20 protein-coding genes are annotated in these 24173 nt (G+C 63.0%); 6 read left to right on the plus strand and 14 right to left on the minus strand.

The window, feature by feature from the left end; genetic code table 11:
* The first annotated feature begins 137 nt into the window (after positions 1–137).
* The 3 genes from GWC77_RS03595 to purU all read left to right on the plus strand — a co-directional run bounded on the left by GWC77_RS03595 (position 138) and on the right by purU (position 3761).
* On the plus strand, positions 138–1649 hold the full coding sequence (locus tag GWC77_RS03595; RefSeq protein ID WP_173255499.1) for a CoA-acylating methylmalonate-semialdehyde dehydrogenase: 1512 nt from the start codon (positions 138–140) through the stop codon (positions 1647–1649).
* A gap of 155 nt (positions 1650–1804) precedes the next feature.
* Complete coding sequence (locus GWC77_RS03600) at positions 1805–2743, plus strand: LysR family transcriptional regulator (protein ID WP_254366789.1); 939 nt, start codon at positions 1805–1807, stop codon at positions 2741–2743.
* Positions 2744–2882: 139 nt separating this feature from the next.
* Positions 2883–3761, plus strand: a complete 879-nt coding sequence (gene purU / locus GWC77_RS03605) for a formyltetrahydrofolate deformylase (RefSeq protein WP_173255500.1) — start codon at positions 2883–2885, stop codon at positions 3759–3761.
* 51 nt (positions 3762–3812) lie between these two features.
* Here purU and GWC77_RS03610 read toward each other — a convergent pair whose 3' ends face one another.
* The 11 genes from GWC77_RS03610 to GWC77_RS03660 form a co-directional block, all read right to left on the minus strand.
* A complete protein-coding gene (locus GWC77_RS03610; RefSeq protein ID WP_173255501.1) occupies positions 3813–4943 on the minus strand; it encodes an acyltransferase in 1131 nt (376 codons plus the stop codon).
* 271 nt (positions 4944–5214) lie between these two features.
* Entirely contained in the window at positions 5215–6081 is an 867-nt protein-coding gene (locus tag GWC77_RS03615) for a glycine betaine ABC transporter substrate-binding protein (RefSeq protein ID WP_173255502.1), read from the minus strand.
* A gap of 116 nt (positions 6082–6197) precedes the next feature.
* Positions 6198–7340 (minus strand): hybrid-cluster NAD(P)-dependent oxidoreductase, encoded by a 1143-nt coding sequence (locus tag GWC77_RS03620; protein WP_173255600.1) that lies wholly within the window; start codon positions 7338–7340, stop codon positions 6198–6200.
* Between the two features lie 45 nt (positions 7341–7385).
* Positions 7386–8627 (minus strand): SRPBCC family protein, encoded by a 1242-nt coding sequence (locus GWC77_RS03625; protein ID WP_173255503.1) that lies wholly within the window; start codon positions 8625–8627, stop codon positions 7386–7388.
* An 88-nt stretch (positions 8628–8715) separates the two neighbouring features.
* Positions 8716–9510: an electron transfer flavoprotein subunit beta/FixA family protein gene (locus tag GWC77_RS03630; RefSeq protein WP_173255504.1), complete on the minus strand. Its 795-nt coding sequence runs from the start codon at positions 9508–9510 to the stop codon at positions 8716–8718.
* On the minus strand, positions 9507–10691 hold the full coding sequence (locus GWC77_RS03635; RefSeq protein WP_173255505.1) for an electron transfer flavoprotein subunit alpha/FixB family protein: 1185 nt from the start codon (positions 10689–10691) through the stop codon (positions 9507–9509). Before GWC77_RS03635 ends, GWC77_RS03630 begins: the two co-directional genes overlap by 4 nt.
* A gap of 5 nt (positions 10692–10696) precedes the next feature.
* Positions 10697–12622 (minus strand): (Fe-S)-binding protein, encoded by a 1926-nt coding sequence (locus tag GWC77_RS03640; RefSeq protein ID WP_173255506.1) that lies wholly within the window; start codon positions 12620–12622, stop codon positions 10697–10699.
* A gap of 2 nt (positions 12623–12624) precedes the next feature.
* A complete protein-coding gene (locus tag GWC77_RS03645) occupies positions 12625–14688 on the minus strand; it encodes an NADH:flavin oxidoreductase (RefSeq protein ID WP_173255507.1) in 2064 nt (687 codons plus the stop codon).
* A gap of 44 nt (positions 14689–14732) precedes the next feature.
* Complete coding sequence (locus tag GWC77_RS03650) at positions 14733–15263, minus strand: DUF5943 domain-containing protein (protein WP_173255508.1); 531 nt, start codon at positions 15261–15263, stop codon at positions 14733–14735.
* Between the two features lie 54 nt (positions 15264–15317).
* Entirely contained in the window at positions 15318–16289 is a 972-nt protein-coding gene (locus GWC77_RS03655) for a dipeptidase (RefSeq protein ID WP_173255509.1), read from the minus strand.
* A 53-nt stretch (positions 16290–16342) separates the two neighbouring features.
* Entirely contained in the window at positions 16343–17617 is a 1275-nt protein-coding gene (locus tag GWC77_RS03660; RefSeq protein ID WP_173255510.1) for a serine hydroxymethyltransferase, read from the minus strand.
* Between the two features lie 390 nt (positions 17618–18007).
* Between GWC77_RS03660 and GWC77_RS03665 the strand changes: the two genes are divergently transcribed.
* A complete protein-coding gene (locus GWC77_RS03665; RefSeq protein WP_173255511.1) occupies positions 18008–19036 on the plus strand; it encodes a GlxA family transcriptional regulator in 1029 nt (342 codons plus the stop codon).
* Here GWC77_RS03665 and GWC77_RS03670 read toward each other — a convergent pair.
* A complete protein-coding gene (locus tag GWC77_RS03670) occupies positions 19026–20477 on the minus strand; it encodes a PLP-dependent aminotransferase family protein (protein WP_173255512.1) in 1452 nt (483 codons plus the stop codon). The genes GWC77_RS03665 and GWC77_RS03670 overlap by 11 nt on opposite strands.
* Before the next feature lie 125 nt (positions 20478–20602).
* Between GWC77_RS03670 and GWC77_RS03675 the strand changes: the two genes are divergently transcribed.
* Positions 20603–21361 carry an NAD(P)-dependent oxidoreductase gene (locus tag GWC77_RS03675; protein WP_173255513.1) on the plus strand — a complete coding sequence of 253 codons (759 nt, stop codon included), beginning with the start codon at positions 20603–20605 and terminating at the stop codon, positions 21359–21361.
* A 60-nt stretch (positions 21362–21421) separates the two neighbouring features.
* Here the strand turns inward: GWC77_RS03675 and GWC77_RS03680 are convergent, their stop codons facing one another.
* Positions 21422–22063 carry a TetR/AcrR family transcriptional regulator gene (locus tag GWC77_RS03680; RefSeq protein WP_173255514.1) on the minus strand — a complete coding sequence of 214 codons (642 nt, stop codon included), beginning with the start codon at positions 22061–22063 and terminating at the stop codon, positions 21422–21424.
* Positions 22064–22138: 75 nt separating this feature from the next.
* On the opposite strand from GWC77_RS03680, the gene GWC77_RS03685 reads away from it, so the two are divergent.
* Complete coding sequence (locus GWC77_RS03685; protein WP_173255515.1) at positions 22139–22792, plus strand: glutathione binding-like protein; 654 nt, start codon at positions 22139–22141, stop codon at positions 22790–22792.
* A gap of 91 nt (positions 22793–22883) precedes the next feature.
* Here the strand turns inward: GWC77_RS03685 and fdhA are convergent, their stop codons facing one another.
* On the minus strand, positions 22884–24080 hold the full coding sequence (gene fdhA / locus GWC77_RS03690; RefSeq protein WP_173255516.1) for a formaldehyde dehydrogenase, glutathione-independent: 1197 nt from the start codon (positions 24078–24080) through the stop codon (positions 22884–22886).
* Between the last annotated feature and the right edge of the window lie 93 nt (positions 24081–24173).

Genomic DNA, 24173 nt, shown 5'->3' on the forward strand with positions numbered 1-24173 from the left:
GCACCGCGTCGCGCTATGTTTTACGCATCGCTCATTGATTGTTCGCCAAATAAAACAATCAATTCAGTTGGAGATGCTTTGCACGCGGTCCCCGCATTCGTACACTGTGAGCATCAACCAACCCGCGAGGAGACGAAATGCAGCCCTATGCCGATTCCGCAGACGTGATTCACTTCATTGGCGGTAAAACCGAGCGTGGCGCGGGCGATCGCACGCAGGCAGTCTTCAATCCGGCGACAGGCGCGGTGGCCCGCCGCCTCGTCCTCGGCACGGCATCCGACGTCGACGCCGCCGTGGCGAGCGCGAAAGCCGCGTTCCCGGGCTGGCGCGACACGCCGCCGATCCGGCGAGCGCGTGTGCTCCTGCGCTTTCTCGAGCTCATGAACCTTCACAAGGACGAACTCGCGGCCATCATCGTCGCTGAACACGGGAAGGTCTTCTCCGACGCACAGGGTGAAGTCGCGCGCGGCATCGACGTGATCGAATTCGCTGCGGGGATCCCGCAACTGCTGAAGGGCGACTACACGGAGCAGGTCTCCCGCGGCATCGACAACTGGACCGTGCGGCAACCGCTCGGTGTCGTTGCCGGCATTACGCCCTTCAACTTCCCATGCATGGTCCCCTGCTGGATGTTCCCCGTCGCGTTGGCCGCCGGCTGCTCGTTCATTCTGAAGCCGAGCGAGCGCGACCCGTCGGCATCGCTTTTCATGGCGCGTCTGCTGAAGGAAGCGGGTCTGCCCGACGGCGTGTTCAACGTCGTGCAGGGTGACAAGGTGGTGGTGGATGCGCTGCTCGCGCACCGGGACGTGAAGGCGGTCAGCTTCGTCGGCTCCACTCCGATCGCCAACTACATCTACGAAACCGGGGCCAAGCACGGCAAACGCGTGCAGGCGCTGGGCGGTGCGAAGAACCATCTGGTCGTGATGCCGGATGCCGACATCGATCAAACGGTGGACGCATTGATCGGCGCGGGCTACGGTTCGGCCGGCGAGCGCTGCATGGCGATCTCGGTCGCCGTGCTGGTCGGCGAGGTAGCAGACAAGATCGTGCCGCGCCTTGCCGAGCGCGCGCGCAAGCTCGTCGTGAAGAACGGCATGGAGCCCGACGCCGAAATGGGGCCGATCGTGACCCAGCAGGCACTCGAGCGCATCGAAGGCTATATCGCGACGGGCATCGAAGAAGGCGCGACGCTCGTCGTCGACGGCCGCGGCCTGAAGGTACCGGGCCACGAAAACGGCTTCTTCACGGGCGGAACGCTGTTCGACCATGTCACCCCCGAGATGCGCATCTATCGCGAGGAAATCTTCGGCCCCGTACTGGCGTGCGTGCGCGTGAAGGACTTCGCCGAAGCCGTGCAACTGATCAACGACCATGAGTTCGGCAACGGCGTGGCATGTTTCACGCGCGACGGCAACGTGGCCCGCGAGTTCGGCCGGCAAATCGAAGTGGGCATGGTCGGGATCAACGTACCGATTCCCGTGCCGATGGCCTGGCACGGGTTCGGCGGTTGGAAACGAAGCCTGTTCGGCGACATGCACGCCTATGGCGAGGAAGGCGTGCGTTTCTATACGAAACAAAAATCGATCATGCAGCGCTGGCCCGAAAGCACGGAGAAGGGCGCGGAATTCTCGATGCCTGTCGCGAAGTAAGCCCGCAACGCGTCGCCGCGCGTTGGATTCGCGCGGCGACGACACGATTGCCCGGAAGCCGGAAACTCCCTAATATCGGAGGGGATCGCCCTACTCGCTTCGTACTCCTTCGCTTTTTGACACCGTTTGTTATCCGACCGCGGTCGGAGGCCGGCATGAACGATCGATTTCGTCGCCCCGACAGCTTGCCGCCCATGCAGGCGGTCTTCGTGTTCGAAGCGGCGGCTCGCTTGTCGAGCTTCACCGCCGCTGCGCGCGAGCTCGGTTCGACCCAGCCCGCCGTGAGTCAGCGTATCGTTCAACTCGAAACCGATCTCGGGGTCCCGCTCTTCGAGCGCAGCCATCGCGGCGTGAGATTGACCGCCGACGGCGTCCACCTTTTCGAGGCCGTGAAGAAGAGCCTCGACGAAATCCGGCATGCCGCCGCGGATATCCGAATCCGCACGGCGCATGGCACGCTCACGATCCTGACCGACTTCGGTTTCGCGACCTACTGGCTCATGCCGCGTCTGGCCGAGTTCAAGCGCGCGGTACCCGGCGTCAACGTCAAGATCGTCACGTCGCAAGAAGGCTTCGATCCGGAGCGGGATCGCGCCGACATCGCTATTGCTTTCGGCTCGGGAGATTGGTCGCCTTATCGCTCGACCCGCCTTTTCCCGGAACAGGTGACGCCTGTTTGCACGCCGGCCTTTCGAAATGCGCACCCGCAAATAGCGAGCCCCGCGGACCTTCGCGCACTGCCGCTGCTGCATCTGCAGGCGACGCACCCTGAACGCTGGCTCGACTGGAAAGGCTGGTTTGCCGCGCATGGCCTCGGCGCGCCGCCGGAAGACCAGGGCATGACCTTCAACAGCTACGCGCTCGTGATCCATGCCGCGCTCTCGCATCAAGGCGTGGCGCTCGGCTGGGTGCCGCTTATCGACGAGTTGGTTGCAAAGGGACAACTCGTGCGCCTGGCCGAGCCCCCCGTGGTCACCGAGCGCGGCTACTTTCTCGTCTGTCCGGCGGCCCGCCCCGAAGCGCCGGCGGCACCCGCATTCCGGCGGTGGCTTTTCGCCGCCTGCGGCTGCGCCGCAAACGCCCCGCCCTATTGACGGGCCGATACCAACGGGACGGCGGTTCGGTTCTATCCCGCACTCCTTTCACCTGATTTACTTCGGCATGCTACGCGCCGCACCCGCATTCCACCGCGGCAGCTCGCGCATTTCCCAATGAGATTCAGAGGCCACGCGCATGCCATCGACCGATCGCACTCATCAGTTCATTTTGACGCTCGATTGCCCCAGCGCCGCGGGGCAGGTCGCCTCCGTCGTGGGGCTGCTCGACAAGCATCAAGGTTACGTCGACGAATTGACCGTCTTCGACGACGACAGCAGCGAGCACTTTTTCATGCGCTGTGTCTTTCACGGCGCACGCCGCGATGGGGGACCGCTCGACATCGATTCTTTAAAAACCGAGTTCGCGCCGATTGCCGACCGGTTTCGGATGCAATGGGCCATCCACGACGCCAACATGCGGCCGAAGGTGCTCCTCATGGTATCCAAGCTCGAACACTGTCTCGCGGACCTGCTGTTCCGCTGGCGCATGGGCGAGTTGAAGATGGATATCGTCGCGGTGGCTTCGAATCATGCCACGCTCGAACCCATGGCGCGGCAGCACGGCCTCCCGTTTCATCACCTGCCGATTACGCCCGAAACGAAGGCGCAGCAAGAGGCACGGATTCTCGATCTCTTCGATACGAGCGGTGCCGAGCTCATGGTGCTTGCGCGCTATATGCAGATTCTCTCGGGCGAAACCAGTCGCAAGCTTGCCGGACGCGCGATCAACATCCACCACTCGTTCTTACCGGGCTTCAAGGGCGCCAAGCCTTATCATCAAGCTCATGCGCGCGGCGTGAAACTAATCGGCGCAACCGCGCATTTCGTTACCGACGATCTCGACGAAGGGCCAATCATCGAACAAGTCGTTGAGCGGGTCGACCACTCGCACCGGCCCGAGCAGTTGCTTGCGGTGGGCCGGGATGTCGAGTGCATCACGCTCGCACGTGCCGTCAAGGCATTCATCGAGCGGCGGGTGTTCATCAATGGCGATCGGACCGTCGTCTTGCAGTGAGAGAAATCGAACGCGCGCGGCTACGCGATCGGTTTCGAACAGCCGAGCGAGTTAACGGGTGCCCGCAACCGGAGCCTCTGACAGTACGTCGTAGGATGCTGGCGCATTTTTTGTCGATGGGCGCTCCCACCTGCGCGACATGCGGTTGATCCGGTCGCGACACGGCGCTTCGACGAACCGATACACGACGTGCGCAAGAAGGATTGAGCCCACGAGATAGACAGCGGTCGTGGCCAGAACGGCTGCGAGCGGACGAGGGTGGAGTCCTGCGAGGGGAGCGAAGAGCGGGCCGAGCAGATCCGCGTGCACGAGGTACAGCGAATACGATACCTTGCCAAGCGACTGCCACATCGGACGGTGAAAGAATCGTGCGGCGTGTCCTTCATCGGACGCTACGGCCGCGATCAGGAACGCAAAGACGACCGGTGCGGCAAATGCAAGACCGCGGACCGAGCCCGCGAGATTCATGTAGACAAGCGCGGCAGCGGCGACAACGAGCTGTGCATGTCCTCGAGATAAAGCACGCACTATGCGCGTGTCGCGGTATTCGGCGAGCAGTGCACCGAGAAAGAATCCGGCGACACACCGCGCCCAACCGAATCGGAAGGTAAGCTCGAGGCATCGACCGTGATGCAAACAGTCGTCTTGTAGCGCCGAAGCCCAGACGCATGTCGCCCAGGCAGAAAGCGCACACACCGCCAGGATCGCCGCACGGTGTCGTCCCCTTGCGAGTACGCAGATCGCCGCGAACATCAGATAGACATAGAATTCGTCCGAGGACGACCAGCTCGCAAAGTCTCCGACGAGACGATCGAACAAATTGAACCCGTGAACCATCGTCAGGTTTGCCGCGAGCTCGGTCAGGGGCGGCAGCCCGACAGGGTGCGCCGAGAGAATCCAGGCGACGAGGTTCCAGTCTGCGATGTACAGCATCAGCCCCACTAAATGGACGGGCCATAAGCGGCCGAGCCGCCGGACCACGAACGCGGGGAGATCGGCGATGTGCTGCAACCGCGAGCCGTAGGTCGCGCAGATGACGAATCCGCTCAATACAAAGAAGAGATCGACAGCCAGGTAACTATTGTCGAGTATCGGCGGCTGCGATATTTTGGCATGGAAGAGCACGACAAGAAGCGCCGCGAGGCCGCGCATACCTTCCAGGCTTTTTATCGGGCGGTTCATCAGCGACCTTGTGCCGTGTCAAATGCCGACCGAGGGCAAAGCGCCTGTTATGGCTGCGCATCGACACGGAGCCCCGTCGAAACGACATGCCCCCGATCTCAATCCCCGTGTGCTCGCATAGTTACGTGGAAAGTCGCGAGATAACGTGTGGGACGCCACATAAAAACTGACCTTTTGCGCTTTCCCGATACAGAACCCCAAGCCTCAAAAAGATCGCGCCCGGCATCGATCGACGATGCCGGGCGCTCAGTCGCTTTCGAGGGATGATCGATTACTGCGAACCTGCCACCCACTCGTTGATCCGGTCCTGGTGCGCGGCGATCCACGTGTTCGCCGCATCCTGCGGCTTCGCACCGTTTTGCGTAGCCAGCATCACGCTATCGATTTCGCCGGGTTTCCACTGGAACTTCTTCAGGAACGCCACGACAGGAGGCGCCTTCTTCTCGAGCGCCGGATTGACGACGTTATCGACGTGCTCCGCTCCGCCGAATACCTTCTTCGGGTCCTCGAGGAACTTCAGCTTCCACTTCGCGAACATCCAGTGCGGCGCCCAACCCGTCACGATCACCGGCTTCTTCGCGTTTTCCGAGCGAGCCAGCTCGGCCGTCATCGCGCTGCCCGAGCTCGGCATCAGCGTGTAGTTGAGGCCGTAGTTCTTGATCGCTTCCTGTGTCTTGCGCATCACGCCCGCGCCCGCGTCGATGCCGACGATGCGGCCACCGAACGCATCCTTCTCCGTGTTGAGATCGTCGATGCTGTTCGCCTTGGCATAAGCGGGAACGATCAGGCCGATCTTCGCATCGTTGAAGTTCGGGCCGAGATCCTCCACTTTGCCCTTGAACTCGTCCCAATAGGAACCGTGCGTGACCGGCAACCAGGCGGACAGCGTCGCATCGAGATCGCCGCGCGCCACACCCTGCCACATGATGCCCGCTGCCACCGGCACGAGCTGTACCGGATAACCGAGCCGCTTTTCGATGACTTGCGCGGCAACGTTGGACGTTGCGACGCTGTCGTCCCATCCTTCGACGTATCCGATCTTGATCGTCGGCTTGCTATCGGCCGACGCCGAAAACGCCGTACAGGCGAGACCGGCTCCAACGATAGCCGTCAGCACCAATTGCTTGATAAGTTTCATGTTCAGGTCTCCTGATCGTCGAGATCAGCGCATCCAAGGAGTCTCTAGAGTGCGCAGCCATTAAAAAGCGGTAGTCACGTTTTCCGACACCGTCTTGTCCGTAAACGACGTTTCTTTTATTTATCGATGACGAGATCCGTCAGAGGTTTACTACAGCACAGCAAAACCATGCCCTGGTCGATTTCGCGCTGACGAATTCCACCATTGTGCTTCATGTCCACTTGCCCCGATACGAGCTTGACCTTGCATGTACCGCACATGCCTTGGGTGCAGGAGGAGGGCAAGCGCACGCCGGCCTGGCGTGCCGCGTCGAGTACGTGTTGATCGGCCGGGCATTCGATTTCGCGTCGGCTCTTCGCAAAGGAAACGGCAAAACGCTCGCCGACGGGCGCCGCATCGGACACGGCCGGCGATGCTGCGATGGCATCCAGTTCGGGCGCCACCGTTTCCTCGAACGAAAAACTCTCTTCGTGATACCGGCTGCGATCGAACCCGGCATCCGCCAGCATCTTGCGCACAGCCTCCATATACGGCGCCGGTCCGCAAGTGAAGATTTCGCGCTCCATGAAATCGGGAGCGATGAGCGAGAGCAGCGGCAAGGTCAGAAAGCCGGTGACACCCGACCAATTGCTTCGTTGTCCTATCCGTTCGCAGACGAACGCAGTCCGGAAATGTCGGTGGTTCGATGCGATCAGATCGAGCTCGCGCGCGAAGATGATGTCGTCGGGCGTCCTCGCGCTATGCAGAAAAACGATGTCCCGGTCTTCGCCCAGTTCGTGGTGGGTACGGCTCATCGACATGAGCGGCGTAATGCCTGACCCCGCGGAGAGAAACAAATACTTGCCCGACGGGCGCCGCGCGCAGGTGAACGCGCCAGCAGGCCCCAATACGCGCACGGTGTCGCCGGCGCGCAGATTGTCATGCAGCCAGTTCGACACCTTGCCGCCCGGCACACGCTTGACCGTGATCGAGATCGTATGGGGTCGCGTGGGTGCCGAAGAAATCGTGTAACAGCGATTGATCGTTTCGCCGTCGATTTCGAGTTCGAGCGTCACGAACTGCCCGGGCTCGAAGACGAACGTCCGCCCTTCCCGCGACATGAAGAAAAAGCTCTTCACGTCATGCGTTTCCTCGCGTACCTGGCAGCACACGAGCGTTTCCTCGTCGTCGCTCGTCCACCGCTCACCCAGCCGGCTCCAGAACGCGGGCCGCGTGAGCCGGCTCTCGCCGGGCTCCAACATTTGCGCGTCTCGCATCATCGTATGCCTCGCTTCCATTCCCTTTCGGATGTTTTCCGTTGTCCGTTATGCCGCGATCCCGGCACGCAGACGTCGCACGTACCAATCGCTGAACTTCTCGACGAGGCCTTCGGTGAAGGGCGAGTAAGGCCCCGGCTCGTAAGCGCTGCTGCCGATGCCCCGCTGCGAATACTCAACCAGCGTACGGTCCTGATCGTTAGTCGCGTTCCAGACGGCCGTCAGGTTCTCGATGTCGTAATCGACGCCTTCGACGGCATCCTTGTGCACGAGCCATTTCGTACGCACGAGCGTCTTGCCGGCCGACAGCGGAATCACCGTGAAGGCAACGATGTGATCGCTCATGAAGTGATTCCATGAGTTCGGCTGCGTCCAGAACGAAAGGCCGCCCAGATCGGCGCGCTTGAACTCGCCGAGCAGCTTCTTGCTGGCCACCTTCGCATCGAGCGTCTGCGATTCGCCGCTGCGGTCCAGCGGCAGCCGCTGGGTCCGGAAGCCTGTCACATCGGACAGACGTTCGATTTCGACCGACGGCAAATTCATCGCTTCCCATTGCGCCGCGCGTTCCTGACAGGCGCGCTCGAACGCCGCCATCCCTTCCGCATTCGACGGCGACGGCTGATATCCGAAACCGTATTCGTAAAGCGAGATCGTCAGCTCGGGATGGTTTGCCACGCAGTGATAGCACTCGCGATTGTTCTCCATCGTGAGCTTCCAATTGCCGTCTTCGACCAGGTCCACCTGAACCGCAATCTTGCAGTTGGGCAAGTCGTGCGGAAGCAAATAAGGCTCCATCGCCGCGCGCATCACTTCGAAGTCGCCCGGAGGCTCGTCGGCGAGGCAGATGAAAATGAGGCCCGCGAGGTTCTGCAATGCGACTGGCTTGAGACTATGCTTGCAACGGTCGAACTTCTCGCCCATGTGCTCGGCGAACATCAGCTCGCCGGTCAAGTTGTAAGTCCAGCTGTGGTAGGGACAGACGATATTACCCACCGCGCCCTTTTCCTCGTTGCACAGGCGCGCCCCGCGATGGCGGCACACGTTGTGAAAGGCGCGAATCGCCATGTCGTCGTCGCGCACGATCAGCACCGACTCGCCTGCCAGTTCGACCGTGACATAGTCTCCCGGCTCGGGGATATCGGGCTCCACGGCAACCTGAATCCAGTGTTTGCGGAAAATCGCGTCCATATCGAGCGCGAAGATCTCCTCGCTTCGGTAAAACGGCGCCTCCAGGCTGTAGCCTGGCTTGCGTCGTTCCACGAGTTCGCGAATGGCTGCCGATACGTTCATGTCTACTCCGGATTCGTGACGTCCTGGTTCCAAAACACATTCCACTTGCTCGACGATGCGGCCCGGTGATGGATCCGCCGCCGTCGATTCAGTAATCGATGAGTCGATGCTCGCGCAAATAACTGAGGATGACTTGCGCTTTTTCGACCGAACTCCCCTCAATTACGACGTTTCCGCCGCGGCTTTCGGTAGTCGTCGCCATCAGCATCCGCGAATGGCCCGAACGCTTCTCGCTCGCCACGAGCTTGCGCGGCTTGCGTTCCGTCGGCGCAACCGACCAATACGGCGCATCGACGTCCTTGCGCGACGCGGGCGGGCCCTGCACGATCGTGCCGTCGGGCACGCGCGCATAGGCATAGCGCGGCTTGACGTTCGCTTGAGGATGGATAGCGACGACGCAAGGCAACGCGGCCGCTACCCGCCGGCGCACGCCCTTTGGCATGAACTGCGTGACTGTCGCAAAACCGTCGCCGAGTGTGACATCGAGCGCGGAGCCGACGAACGTGTAGCCAAGCTGCGCCGCCAGCTGGTAGGGCAGCATCCCGGTGTCATAGGCCCCTTCCGCGCGCGTACCGGTCAGCACGAGCGAAACGCCCCGCAGCCGCTCGGCCAGCGCCGGTATCGGATCGTCGCCGTCGAGTCCCGACGCGCAGTCGATGACCTCGATCCGTCGCGCGCCGAGCGCCAGATAATCGGTTAGCGCTGGATTCGACGCGTCGCCCGCATGGAGCACTTCGACCGAGCAGCCGTTGGTTTGCTCGAGTCCGCGCGCAATTTCGAGCGCGGCCGCGTCGTTGCGGCTATAACAAGGCGCCGCGCTGACGCGATGCCTGCCGACCGAGACGAGCACCGCAATGCGTGCGTCATTCATCGCTGCGTTCATGCGGCTACTCCTTCGTTGAGCGTCGCCCGTACGGACGCCGTGCCCGGCGCCGGCTGCGCGGCGCGCGCGGCCGTTACGGCTTCGGTCAGCGCGGCGATGGTCGCCTGCGCGTCGCCGACGAGCGTCAGGTCGGCGCGCTTCGCGATTGGCGCGCTGGCGTCGAGGTTCACGGCAATCACGTGGCGGCAGTCTTTGATCCCTTGCAGATGCTGTACCGCGCCGGAGATTCCGAAAGCGATATAGACGCTCGCACTGACCGTCTTGCCCGTTGCGCCGACTTGCTTGTCGCGCGTGAAATAACCGTTGTCGACGGCCACGCGACTGGCGCCTATCGCCGCGCCGAACGCACTTGCGAGCGCCCCGAAAGCCGCGATATCGGTCACCCCGTTACCTGCGGAGACGATGAAGTCCGCCTCCTCGAGTGCGACGTCGGCCGCATCGAGCTGAACCGTGCCGAGGTCGCGATAGACCTCGTCGCGCGTATCGACGATGGATTCGGCCGTCGATCCAGCGGGCGGTTGGACGCGCTCGCCGGCGCCAACGAATGGAAGCTTCGAAGAGACGGCGTCCGCAGCGAGCAGCACCACATCGGGCCATGCACGCGACGCGAATTGTCGTTGAGCGTCGAGGTAAACACCCACGTGCGACGCATCGATTTCCACTACTTGCGTGGCGATGCTCGCCCCCGATAGCGCCGCATAGAGGCGTCCCAGATCGCCGTCTCCGGTGGCGTTATCGGGCATCAGGACATGCGCCGGCGAGAACGCGGCAACGCACGCCTTCAGCGCGGCAACGGCGCGATCGGGCGCGAAAACGGGACGGCCCAGCGCGGGCAATTCGATGGCTTTATCCGCGCCCAGTTCGGCGGCATCGTCGGTCAGCTCACCGAACACGACGAGTACGACTTCAGTACGCGCATCGGCAACGATCGCGGCGGCGGCCACGGCCTGCCGTGCATGGTCGTCGAGCGCACCCCGGTCGCTATGCGCGGCAACGAGCAACACGCGCCCGGCTTGCTCCACGGTGCGGCGCGGCTTCTCGCGCTCGCCATGTGCGCCCAAACGGGGCAGATCGTCCACCGCGGCGCCCGCGACGTGCTCCTGTCCCAGCGTGATGCGGCGCAGCCCCGACGACGCAATGACGAACGGCCGGCGCGGATCGATACGTTTGATCGGATTCATCGTCTTCACTCCAGCGCCGCTGCAACGAGTTCGGCTACATCGAGCACCTCGGGCCGCGGACCGACCACGCCCTCGAGCATCGCCGTGCAATTCGGACAGCCGACGGCCACGATCTCGGCACCTACCTCGCGCGCATCGGCCATCCGCAAATCGGGAATACGTGCCTTGCCCGGGATGTCGGTGAGCGGCGCGCCGCCGCCACCTCCGCAGCAGCGCCCGCGCATACCATGGCGCTCCATCTCCACGACTTTGATGCCGATCGATTTGAGGGCGCGGCGCGGTGCTTCGGTCTCGCCGTTGTAGCGCCCGAGATAGCACGGATCGTGATAGGTGATCCGCTTGTCCGCGAGCGCGGCCGATGCTTTCGGCGACAATTTCCCCGATTGCACGAGTTCGGCGAGGAGGCTCGTATGATGCTGAACCGTATAACGCGTACCGAGCGCGCGGTATTCGTTGCGCAAGCTGTGCATGACGTGCGGATCGGCCGTGACGATGCGTTTGAAGTTCAACCCATCGAGCGTTGCGATCAGGCGTTTGGCCATCCGCTGGAAGGTTGCCTCATCGCCGAGGCGGCGGGCGACGTCGCCGGTGTCCGTTTCGTTGGGCCCCAGCACGGCGTAATCGATGCCCGCCCGGTTCAGCACTTTGACCAAAGCGCGCAGCGTGCGCTGATAGCGCATGTCGAACGCGCCTTCGCCCGCAACGAGCAATACGTCGACAGGCTTGCCCCGCTCCGCGATGCGCGCGTTCAAGTCGACGGCCCAGTCGTAGCGCGCCGCGATATCGTAGCCGCCGGCACTGCCCGTCTCGCGCAGATTGGCGAGGACTTCGGGCGCCTTGCCCGGCAGGTCGCCCTCGGTGAGCGTGCGATTGCGGCGCATATCGACGATTGCGTCGACGTGCTCGATCAGCATCGGGCATTCCTGAACGCAGGCGCGGCATGTCGTGCAGGACCAAAGCGTATCGGCTTCGATCAAACCCGAAACGATCGGCAGCTCGGGCTGGCCGCCATGCTTGCCGAGCGCGATGCCCGGGGTGGGGCTCCCCGCATAAGCGGCGTCCGTGCCGCCCACCATGCCAGTGACCAGGTCTTGAATCAGCTTCTTCGGATTGAGCGGCTGTCCTGCCGCAAACGCTGGGCACGCCGCTTCGCATTTGCCGCATTGGACACATGCATCGAAGCTCAAAAGCTGGTTCCAGCGGAATTCGACGGGCTTGCCGACGCCGTACTCGCGAGCATCGAGTTCCGGCATCTTGAGCGCCGTCGGTGGCACAGCGCCGGGTTGGTCAGTTTGTCCCGCACCGGCACGGAAGCGTTCCTGACGCGGGTGGAAGGCGAGATGAAGAAGGCCCGCGAGCGCGTGCTTCATCGGCCCGCCGCGCGCCGCACCGACCGTCATCGCAAAGGCGCCGATCGCGATCAGGGCTGCGATGATGACAGCGACGAAGCCCGATGCTGCCGCGCTCGGCACGACGGCGAGCAACGTCAACCCGAGCGCGAAGGAGCCGAGCAGCCAGGGCAGCGTATTCCACGGCCCGCGCGAAAGCCTGGCCGGCATCGCACGTTGGTCGCGCCGGCGACGCCAGACGAAGACAGCACCGATCAACATCGTCACGGCGGCCACGCCGATGAGCTTGTCGAGCCACGGCGAGTAAATCGCGAGCCCGTAGTTGACGAAGACGAGCGCGAGCGCCGCGATGGCCCCCCCGGCCGTCGCCACGTGCGTCTTCGCGATGTAGGGATCGCGTGCGACGACGTGATGCAGATCGACGAAGTACCGCTTGGGAATGGTAAAGAGATTGGCCACCCCGAATGCACCGGCCGGCGTTGCGCGCCCCACGCGCCAATATGCGGCGCGGCGCGCGAGCGCGTAGGCGAGGCCGGCCATCGAGAGCCACAGCAACCCTGTGATGACGAACGCCGGGCTCATGATCAGAAGTCCTTGCAAAGACGAAGCGAATCGTAGATTGCACCATGGATGTTATGCATCGAGATGCAGTCGCCCACGCGGAAGAGCAAAAACCGGCCATTGCCGAGTTCCTCCGAGAGGCACGGCTGCGGCTCGGCCGCGAACAACTTGTGCACGTCGATCTGCCCGCGGTTCAGCGATTCGGGTTTCAGCTTCCAATACAGTCCATCGTTGGGCGTGCTGCCATTCTCGATCACGACCTGATCGACGGCGCGCTCCTCCTGCTCCTCGGTGTACTCGTTTCGGAGCACGGCGATTTTTTTGCCGTCTTCCTCATACACGCGATCGAGCCAATAGTTCGGCGTATGGATCACGCCCTCCGCATAGAGGCGCCGATAGAAAATCGGGAACGTGGTGCCGCCGCAATCGTCGGCCACTTTCACATCGGGCGTCACGATCTCGACTTTCGAGCCGCGGCTCGCCATGAAATCCGCTACCCCCGCACCGGCATGTGTGCTGACCCCGTCGTAGACGAGTACGTTCTTCATCGGCTCCACACGACCGGAAAGGATGTCCCACGAACTCACGGCGAGACCTTGCGCGACACCCCAGTCCTGCACCTGATCGGAGAATGCGCGGCCACCCGTGGCCAGCACGATGATGTCGGGCTTTTCCGCCATGATCGCCTTCTCGTCGGCCTCGACGCCGAGACGCCTGTCGACGCCCAGACGTTTCGTCTCCATGTCGAACCATCGGACGATGCCGGCCATCTGCTCGCGCTGCGGCGCCTTCGAAGCGAGGACGATCTGACCACCGACTTCCGTATGCTTTTCGAACAGCACCACGTCGTGGCCGCGCGAGCGGGCAACACGTGCCGCTTCGAGACCCGCGGGACCGGCACCGACCACCACCACCTTGCGGCGCGGACCGCGCGACTTCTCGATGACGTGCGGCATCGTCGCTTCGCGCGAAGTTGCGGCGTTCTGCACGCACAGCACGTCCAGGCCGTTGTACTGGCGGTCGATGCAATAGTTGGCGCCGACGCATTGCTTGATCTCGTCTTCGCGGCCGTCCCGGATTTTGATGACCATATGCGGGTCGGCAATTTGGGCACGCGTCATGCCGACGAGATCGATCATGCCCGAGGCGAGCAGCCGCTCGGCCTGTCCCGCATCGCGGATGCTTTGCGCGTGCATGACCGGAATATCGACGACCGACTTGATGCCTGCGGCCAGATGCACGAACGGCTCGGGCGGCAGCGCCATCGGCGGCATGCAGTTGGCGAGCGTATTGTGGGTATCGGCACCGGAGCCGATGACGCCGAGGTAATCAATGAGCCCTGTCTCGGACATCGCCTGGGCGATTTCCTTCAGTTGCTCGTGATCGAGGCCGTCTTCATGGAATTCGTCACCGCACATGCGCAGACCGACGACGAAGTCCGGCCCGACTGCTTCGCGCACCGCGTTCAGCACCTCGACACCGAAGCGCAGGCGGTTTTGCAGACTACCGCCCCATTCGTCGGTGCGAAAATTCGTACGCGGGCTCCAGAACTGGTCGATCAAGTGCTGGTGCGCCGCCGAGATTTCGATGCCGTCCATCCCCGCATCCTTCACGCGCTTCGCGGCGCTCGCGAAGTCGGCGATGATCCGGCGGATTTCTTCCACCTCGATGATCTTGGCGTTGCCGCGGTGCACAGGCTCGCGCACGCCGGAGGGCGACATCAGATGGGGCCAGTGTTCACCGTGGAACGCGGAGCGGCGCCCCATGTGCGTCGCCTGGATCATGATCTTGGCGCCGTGACGATGCATCGCCTCGGCCAGTCGCGACAGCGGATCGACGATGCGGTCGGTCGACAGGTTGACGGATTTCCACCAACCCTGCGGGCTGTCGATCGATACCGGACTCGACCCGCCGCACACCGCCAGACCGACGCCGCCTTTCGCTTTCTCCTCGTAGTACCGGATATAGCGGTCGCCGGGCAATCCGCCCGGCTCGGCGTAAACCTCCGCATGTGCCGTGCTAACGATGCGATTGCGCAGCGTCAGCTTGTTCAGCGTCATCGGTTTGAACAAATGGGGGTAGCGCATTTCGATCGACCTCGAATCTATTTCCTTGAGCGGCCTTCGTCGTGTCAGACGAGCGGCGACACTTCGAAGACGCAATGCGCGTGGCCCTCGCCCGCGCATCGCACTTCCTGCGATATCGAACGCGGCCCGCGAGAAGCGGCCTCGGCGGTATCGTTGACCCAATCCATCGCGCCCGCGAACCAGCCGGCAAACATGTAGCAGAGCTTGCCGTGCTTGTTGGGCTGAGCGAGAACGAACGACGAGTTCCTCAGTTCGATGCGCGCCCGTGCCGCTTTCGGATCCGCCTCGACGATGCTGAAGAGTCCCCAGCCGCGCTGCGACAACCGCTTCAGGTAGTGCTCGAAGACGGCCATGCCCGAAAGGCCGTGCTGCTTCGCTTCCTTGTCGCACCAGTGGTAGGCCGACTTGTAACCGGCCTTGTAGAGGATGTCGGCATACGCCTCGCGGCCCAACGCCTCTTCCACGGCAACGTGGTTGTTCGTGAAGAAATGGCGCGGCACATAAAGCATCGGCAGCGCGTCCGTGGTCCAGACACCGGTTTCGGGATCGACGTCGATCGGCAGTTGCGGTTGCATGATTGGCCTGTTGCTGTGTTGTGGGTGGATGTTCGATTCGGATGCCCGGGCGGTCTATGCGCCCCAAACGTCGCGGAAAACGCGCACCCAGTTCTCGCCCATGATCTTGCGGATGCGCGTCTCGCTCCAGCCCGCGCGCTCCATGGCAGCGGTCAGGTTCGGAAACTCGCCGATGGTCCGGATTCCCTCCGGATTGACGACCTTGCCGAAATTCGTGAGGCGGCGGTAACGGCCCTTGTCATGCGTGAGCCAATCGAAGAAATCGACGCTGTAGCCCTGCGTGAAGTCGGTGCCGATCCCCACGGCGTCCTCGCCGACCAGATTGACGACATAGTCGATGGCTTCGATGTAATCGTCGATCGTCGCCTCGATGCCGCGCTTCAGGAACGGCGCGAACATCGTCACCCCGACGAACCCGCCGGCGTCCGCGATCTCTTTCAGTTGCGCATCGCTCTTGTTGCGCGGGTGCTCCTTGAGCCCCGAGGGCAGACAGTGCGAGTAGCACACCGGCTTTTTCGAAAAAGCGATCGCTTCCGAAGAGGTATTCCCGCCGACGTGCGACAGATCGACCATGATGCCGACGCGGTTCATTTCGGTAATGACTTCGCGGCCGAAGTCCGAGAGGCCGCCGTCGCGCTCGTAGCATCCCGTACCGACGAGGTTTTGCGTGTTGTAGCAAAGCTGCACGACGCGTACGCCCATATCCGCGAACGCCTCGACATAGGCGAGGTTGTCCTCGAACGCATGCGCGTTCTGAAAGCCGAGGATGATCCCCGTCTTGCCTTCTTTCTTCGCGCGCAGAATGTCGTCTGTCGTCCGCACGAGCGTCAGCAGTTCGCCGTTGTCGCGAATCTGCTTTTTCATCGAGCCGATGTTGTCGACGGTCTTCGTGAAGTTTTCCCAGACCGAAACCGTGCAATTGGCGGCCGTGATGCCGCCTTTATGCATGTCTTCGAAGACCGAGCGTTCGAACTTCGAAATGTTCAGACCGTCGATGATGATGCTGTCTTGATGCAGTGTGCTCATTTATCGCTCCAGCGTGGGTCGATCGTCGCGTTCGTCGGTTTTGCAGCCCGGTTTCAATAGATCGGGAAGCGCTCGCACAGCGCGAAAATCTCGCGCCGCACGCGTTGTTCCGTCTCCGCATGGCCTTCCGGATGTTGCCTGAGCGCATCGAGCACTTCGAGAATCAGCCGCCCGACCAGCTCGAACTCGGCCACGCCGAAGCCACGCGATGTACCGGCCGGCGTGCCGAGCCGCACGCCCGAGGTCACCGTCGGCTTTTCGGTATCGAACGGAATGCCGTTCTTGTTGCAGGTGATGCCGGCCCGCTCGAGCGCCGTCTCGACTTGCGTACCCTTCAAGCCCTTGGGGCGCAGATCGACGAGCAGCAGGTGGTTGTCCGTTCCGCCCGTGACGAGATCGACCCCGCCTTCGCGCAACACGGCGCCGAGCGCCTGCGCATTCTCGAGTACGTTACCGATATAGGTCTTGAAGCCCGGCTGGAGCGCCTCGCCGAACGCGACGGCTTTGCCTGCGATCACGTGCATGAGCGGGCCGCCTTGCAGTCCCGGGAACACCGCTGAATTGATCTTCTTGGCGATATCCTCGTCGTTCGTCAACACGAAGCCGCCGCGCGGGCCGCGCAGTGTCTTGTGCGTGGTCGACGTGACGACGTGCGCATGCTCGATCGGGTTCGGGTGCCGCCCGGCCGCGATGATGCCGGCGATATGCGCCATATCCACCATCAATTTAGCGCCGACGGCGTCCGCGATAGCGCGAAAGCGTGGGAAATCGAGCACGCGCGGATAGGCCGAAAAGCCCGCGATGATCAGGCTCGGCTTATGTTCGTGCGCAAGCGCTTCGATACGGTCATAGTCGATGCGCAGCGATTCGCGGTCCACGCCGTACTGCACTGCGTTGAACCACTTGCCCGAGAGCGCCGGCTTCGCGCCGTGCGTCAGATGCCCGCCCGCGTCGAGCGACATGCCGAGCACCGTGTCGCTCGGCTTGGCGAGCGCGAGCATGACCGCGCCGTTGGCCTGCGCGCCCGAGTGCGGCTGGACGTTGGCGTAGCCGGCGTTGAACAGTTGCTTGACGCGATCGATGGCGAGCGTCTCGATGTCGTCGGCGAACTCGCAGCCGCCGTAATAGCGCTTGCCGGGATAGCCTTCCGCATACTTGTTGGTCAGCACCGAACCTTGCGCTTCGAGCACGGCTCGCGACACGATGTTTTCCGATGCGATCAGCTCGACTTGCGACTGTTGCCGCTCGAGTTCCTTGAGGATCGCACCGCGCACGGGCGCATCGCGCTCGGCGAGTGACTGGCTGAAAAACGTCTGAGTATTCGACATTGTTCTATCCGTGATGGGTCCGACGCGGCACCCGCTCGCGGGGCCGCCACGGACATGCGTTGGCGACGGCTCTATTCTTCTCGTTCGCCTTCACCCCGGATTGACGAATTCAGACGCGTTCTTTGCCTTTTCCGACACGTTCGTCTGTTTTGGACAAGTCGCGCCGTGGCCGGCTGGCATACGGCGTTCCCGCACCGTGTCGCGTCCGCCTTGCCCGAAACGGGGGCGAAACGGGCACGCTTGCAGTGCAAGGCTGAGGCTGCCGGATGGATGAAATGTGCGCCCGCATTAGGGTTAGGCCGTATGGCATGCTTGTTGCCCTGGAACCCAAAATGAGATGCCGAGGCTCCCCCAATCGGCCGCGCTATCCCGGATTCAAGGAACGTCACCATGTCCCCCCAGCGTACTGCGTCGCTCGCGAACTTCGCGTTCATGGCGCTGCCGAACTTCACGATGATCGCGTTCTCGAATGCGATCGAAGTTCTGCGGATGGCCAACTATCTGAGCGGCCAGACGCTTTATCGATGGTCCGTCGTCAGCCCCGACGGCGGCCCCGTGATGGCCAGTAACGGGCTCTCAGTCATGACGCAGCCGATCGCTTCGCTGCAGGAACAACCCGACATCGTCTTCGTCTGCGGCGGCGTCGACGTGCAACGCGCAACCGATCATGCCCATCTTTCCGCGCTGCGGCGCTTCGCTCACTCGGGCATCGCGCTCGGCAGCCTCTGCACCGGCACCTATGCCTTGGCGCGCTCGGGCCTGCTCGATGGCTACGCTTGCGCGATCCATTGGGAAAACATGTCGGCGCTCAAAGAGGAATTCCCCAATACGCGGTTTCTGAAGGAGCTGTTCGTCATCGATCGAGACCGTGTCACCTGCACGGGCGGTGTCGCGCCGCTCGACATGATGCTGCATCTGATCGCCCCGCGTATCGGTACGGCGCGCGTGACGCAAATCGCCGAGCAGTTCATCGTCGAACACGTGCGCGATACGAGCGCGCAGCAGCGTATGCCGCTCGTGGCGCGGCTCGGCTCCGCGAATAAATCGCTCTTCGAAGTCATTGCGCTGATGGAGAGCAATATCGAAGAGCCGCTTTCGCGCGAGGAGCTCGCGCGGCTGGCGAACATGTCACAGCGGCAATTGCAACGGCTCTTTCGCGAGCACCTCGGGATGACGCCGACGCATTACTATCTGACGCTGCGTCTGCGACGCGCCCGCGAACTTCTGCTGCAAACCGATATGTCGATCATGCACATCACGATGGCATGCGGCTTCCAATCGGCCTGCCATTTCAGCAAGAGCTATCGCGACGCGTTCGGCACCGCGCCGACACGCGAGCGGCGCAAGCAAGTCGCCCCGCTTGCGCGCGGCAACGCGCCGGCCAGTACCGCCTTGGCACGCGATACGGTCATGCACTGACGTTGCCCACCGCAAGCGCATCGCGCAAGGCCGCTGCCAGCCGCGCCGCTTCCTGCGCCGTTGCAACGTTCGTGAATCCCATCAGCAAGCCCTCCTGTTTCGCCTCCCCGAGGTAGCGCGGCGACAGCGCCTGGCAACTGAGCCCGGCACGTTGCGCACGTCTGGCGAGCGTTTCGTCGCTCGCCCTCCCCGCAAAGCGGGCCACGAGATGCATGCCGCCGCGCGCGAGATCGATCGTCACTCGCGCGCCGAAGGCGTCGGTCAATGCGGCGGCCAACAGTGCGCGGCGGTTGGCATAAAGCGCGCGCATTTTCTTCAGATGCCGCGAGAAATGCCCGTTGTCGATAAAGTCCGCCACGATGGCCTGGGTCACTCGCGCAACGTAGTTCGGCCAGATCTGCACGGACGCCGAGAACTGCTCGGTCAGCCCCTCGGGCAATACGAGGTAGCCGAGCGACAGCCCGGGGAACAAGACCTTCGAGAAACTGCCGGCATAGATGACGCGATCGGTCGTATCGCGGCTTTTCAATGCGGGCAGGGGCGGCCCGTGATAGTGGAATTCGCCGTCGTAATCGTCTTCCACGATCCACGCTTCATGACGCGATGCCCAATCGAGCAATTGCAGCCGGCGCGGCATCGACATCGATACGCCAAGCGGTGCCTGGTGAGACGGCGTGACGACCGCCAGCCGCGCCTTCGGTGCTTCGCGAACGCCTTCGGCACTCACGAGTCCCTCATCGTCGACCGGCACCGCGCACGGGATCGCTCCCGCGCGTTCCAGCAGCGTTCGCGTCGGCGGATAACACGGATTCTCGACCCAGACGCGATCGCGCTGACGCAACAGCGTTTGCACGATCAGTGCGAGGGAAGCGCGGTAGCCCCCCGTCACGAGAACCTGCTCGGGGCGGCAAGGCACGCCGCGCGATACGAGCAGATAGGCCGCGATGGCCTGCCGCAACGGCAGGTACCCGCGCGGATCGCCGTAGGAGAGCTCGGGCGGAGAACTCGCGCGAATGCGTCTCGTCGCGAGGCGCGACCACAGTTTGCGCGGAAAGGCGTCGAGCGCGGGAATGCCAAGCTGCAACGGCAGCGGCGGCTCGGGGCTCGCGGCCATCGCGCCGGGGTCCACCGGCAGCCGGGCGTTGGCCGTCGCCTTCGCCGGCTGCCGTGCCGGCTGCTGCGCGAGATGGGGCGAGACGATGGTGCCGGCAGGGCCGCGCGCGAGCACGTAGCCCTCGCCAGCCAGCCGCTGATAGGCCGACTCCACCGTCCCTCGCGCGACACCGAGCTCGCTGGCCAGCGCGCGCGCCGACGCTAGCCGAGCGCCGGGTCGTAGCAGGTGCGCGTCGATTGCGTGACGCAAGCGGTCGTAGATTTGCTGCGACAACGCGATGCGCCGGTCGATGGGGCCGATCTTCAATGGTGGAGAAGGCTCTTTCATGGACTAGTCGTTTCGAGCGTTTTTGGCACTTTTCGGTGGGACATGATACGGCCACACTGCGAGGAACCGTCAACGTCGTTCGTCAACGTCGTCCGTCAATCTCATCCGATCCGGGAGCGCTTCTCATGAGTACGACACTCTTTCTGGCAGGCGCCGCCGGTGCCATTGGCAGCGCGCTCGTTCCGTTGCTCGTCGATTCGGGCTACACCGTGTATGGCACGACCCGCAAGCGAGAGCGTGCGGGCGAGATCGAGGCGATGGGCGCACAGCCTGTCATTGTCGATGTCTTCGATGCCACCGCGCTCGCACGCGAGATGCAGCGCATCGCCCCGGCGATCGTCGTGCATCAGTTGACCGACTTGCCGCCTGGCCTCGACCCCGCCCGCATGGCGGACGCCGTGACACGCAACGCGCGCATTCGCGACGAAGGCACGGCGAATCTCGTCGCGGCGGCCCGCGCGGCCGGATGCCGACGATTCATTGCGCAAAGCATAGCGTGGGCGTATGCCTCGGGGCCGACGCCTCACGTCGAAACGTCGCCGCTCGATCTCGGTGCCGAGGGTGCCCGGGCGATCACGGTATACGGCGTGGCAGCACTCGAAGCGCGCGCGCTGAACGAGGCCGATCCGCGTTGGAAGGGAGCGGTTTTGCGCTACGGCAATCTCTACGGGCCGCGCACGGGCTTCGACGAGCCCACCGGGGCGAGCCCGGTCCATGTCGAAGCCGCCGCGTGGGCCGTCGTGCTGGCCCTGAGAAGCGAGGCGACCGGTGTGTTCAACATCACCGGGAATGGCGCGTTGGCCAGTAACGAAAAGGCCAAGCGCGTGCTCGGGTGGGATCCTGCGTTACGCCTTGCGCCGCTGATTGACAGCGGTTTGGAGTAACTAGCCTTTCGGCGTGCTGACGATGAGTTCGCGCACTCCCGCGTCGCATTACGTCAGCGGCTATCGTCCTTCGCGGGCCGTGGCACAGATCATCGCCACGCCCGCCTCCGCTGTCGCTCGCAACGTGCTGCGCTTGTCCCCCGCGCGAGAGCGCAACGCGAGCGTATGAAGAATGGCCGAGGCGAGTTTAGAAAGTATCTTGGGATCGGTCGCATCGTCCAATTCCCCCTCTTCCTGCGCGCGGCGAATGCGCGCTTCGAACGACTTGTCGAACGTCAGCAGTCCTTTGCCGAGCACATTGCGCACTTCTTCGTCGTTGACGGCCTCGACCGCGGCTGTCCCAATCAGAAAACAGCCTTGCGCCGCACCGTCCGCCTCGAAGTAAAGCGCGAGCGCCAGATCGTAGATACGCATGAGCGCTTCGCGCAGAGGTAGGGGCGCGGCCAATTCGCGATCCATCGCTTCGCGATTCGCGGCGACATAACGTTCGAGCGTTGCAAGATACAGCGCCCGCTTATCGCCGAATGCACCGTACAGGCTCGGGCGGTTCATGCCCGTCGCCTCGCTCAGGTCGTCGAGCGTCGTTGCGCTATAGCCCTTTTTCCAGAACGTATTGAGCGCCTGCCGCAGCGCTTCGTCGGCATCGTATGCACGCGGGCGCCCGCGCGGGCGCTTCGGTTCTCGCTCGTCTTTTTGTACCATTTGAAACAAAATCCTTGACCACAAATATTTATGTGCAATATAGTACAAAAACAAACAAACGAGGAGGAAAGAGGAATGGAATTGTATTTTTCGCCGCTCGCGTGTTCGATGGCCACCCGCATTGCGTTTTACGAAGCGGGCTATGAAGCCACCTACATTCAGGTCGACACGAAGCGCAAGCAGCTCGAGAACGGCAGCGATTTTTTTTCGCTCAATCCGATGGGCCAAGTGCCGGTGCTGCGTACGGACGAGGGCGAGTTGCTCACCGAAAACACAGCGATCCTGCCGTACGTCTCCGATCGGTTTCCGCACGCACAGTTGGCGCCGGTGGGCAGCTTCCAGCGCGCACGTCTGCAGCAATGGCTAGGTTTCATCAGCACGGAACTGCATAGGGCGCTCTTCATACCGCTGCTCGACCCGAACGCCGGCGACGAAGTGAAGCGCTATTCCCGCGAGAAGATGGACATCCGCATGAATCTCTTGGCCGCCCGCTTTGCCGAGCACGAATGGCTGCTCGACGCATTCAGCGTGGCGGATGCATATCTCGCCGTCGTGCTCAACTGGGCGCGCTACTGCGATATCGATATCGGTCAATGGCCCACCATCGCAGCCTATTTCAAGCGGGTAACCGCGCGCCCCGCTGTCGCGCGGGCAATGAGCGAGGAATTCGCGCTATACCGCGAACAAGTCGAGCGGGAAAAGGAAAGGGCCAACGCAACGCGTGCTTGAAGCGCACGAAGGCAAGGAAGCCAAGCGCGATGGAGCGCACGCAAACGCCGGACTGCGCGCCTGCCGGCTCCATCGCTTGCTGGTGTCGGCGTCAAGCCGCCTTCAGGATGCCATGCGGATCGATCACGTATTTGCGCGGCGCGCCGCCGTCGAATTTGCGATAACCCTCAGGTGCCTGATCGAGGGAGATCACCGTGACATTGACGATCTTGGCGATCGGCAGCTTGTCCCAGAGGATCGCCTGCATCAGATTGCGGTTGTACTTCATGACCGGCGTCTGGCCCGTATGGAACGAATGGGACTTCGCCCAGCCCAGTCCAAAACGCAAGCTCAAACTGCCGCGGCGCGCAGCGGCATCGGCCGAACCCGGATCGTCCGTCACATAAAGCCCCGGAATGCCGATCGCGCCCGCCGCACGCGTGATTTCCATCAGCGAATTGAGTACGGTGGCGGGTGCCTCGTCGCCGTGCGCGCTACCGTGCCCATGCGCCTCGAAGCCCACGCAATCGACGGCGCAATCCACTTCCGGCTTGCCGAGTATGGCCGCGATCTGCTCGCCAAGCGTCGCATCCAGCGACAAATCCACCGTCTCGAACCCCATCTCCCGCGCATGCGCGAGACGTTCGGCGTTCATATCGCCGACGATCGTGCACGCAGCCCCGAGCAGTCGCGCCGACGCGGCCGCCGCCATACCCACGGGGCCCGCCCCGGCGATATACACGGTAGAGCCCGGCTTCACACCGGCGGTAACGGCGCCGTGATAGCCGGTCGGCAAAATATCGGACAAGCAGGTGAGATCGCGAATCTTGGACAACGCCTGATCGCGGTCGGGAAATTTCAGCAGATTGAAGTCGGCGTACGGCACGAGCACATACTCGGCCTGCCCGCCGATCCATCCGCCCATGTCGACATAGCCATACGCGCCGCCGGCGCGCGAAGGGTTGACGTTCAGACACACGCCCGTGTGTTGATCCTTGCACATCGGACAGCGCCCGCAGGCGACATTGAACGGGACGGAAACGAGATCGCCGATCGATAGCGTCTCGACGTCACGGCCGATTTCGACGACCTCACCCGTAATCTCATGCCCGAGTACGAGACCGACGGGCGCTGTCGTGCGTCCGCGCACCATGTGCTGATCGGAGCCGCAGATGTTCGTGCTGACCACCTTCAAGATCACGCCGTGCTGGATCGAGCGGCCGCTCGGGTCCACCATCTTCGGGTAATCGATCGACTGCACGTCGACTTTGCCCGGCCCCATATACACCACACCTCGGTTGCTGCTCATCGTAAGCGTCTCCATGTCTTCGAAGAAATTTCGCGCGCGGCTCCATCAGACCGGCCGCGCACGGTGTCCCACGCGTTGCAGCGTAGTCCTCAA

This window comes from Paraburkholderia sp. NMBU_R16 (genome assembly GCF_013282575.1).
In the GTDB taxonomy this organism is placed as follows: Bacteria; Pseudomonadota; Gammaproteobacteria; order Burkholderiales; family Burkholderiaceae; genus Trinickia.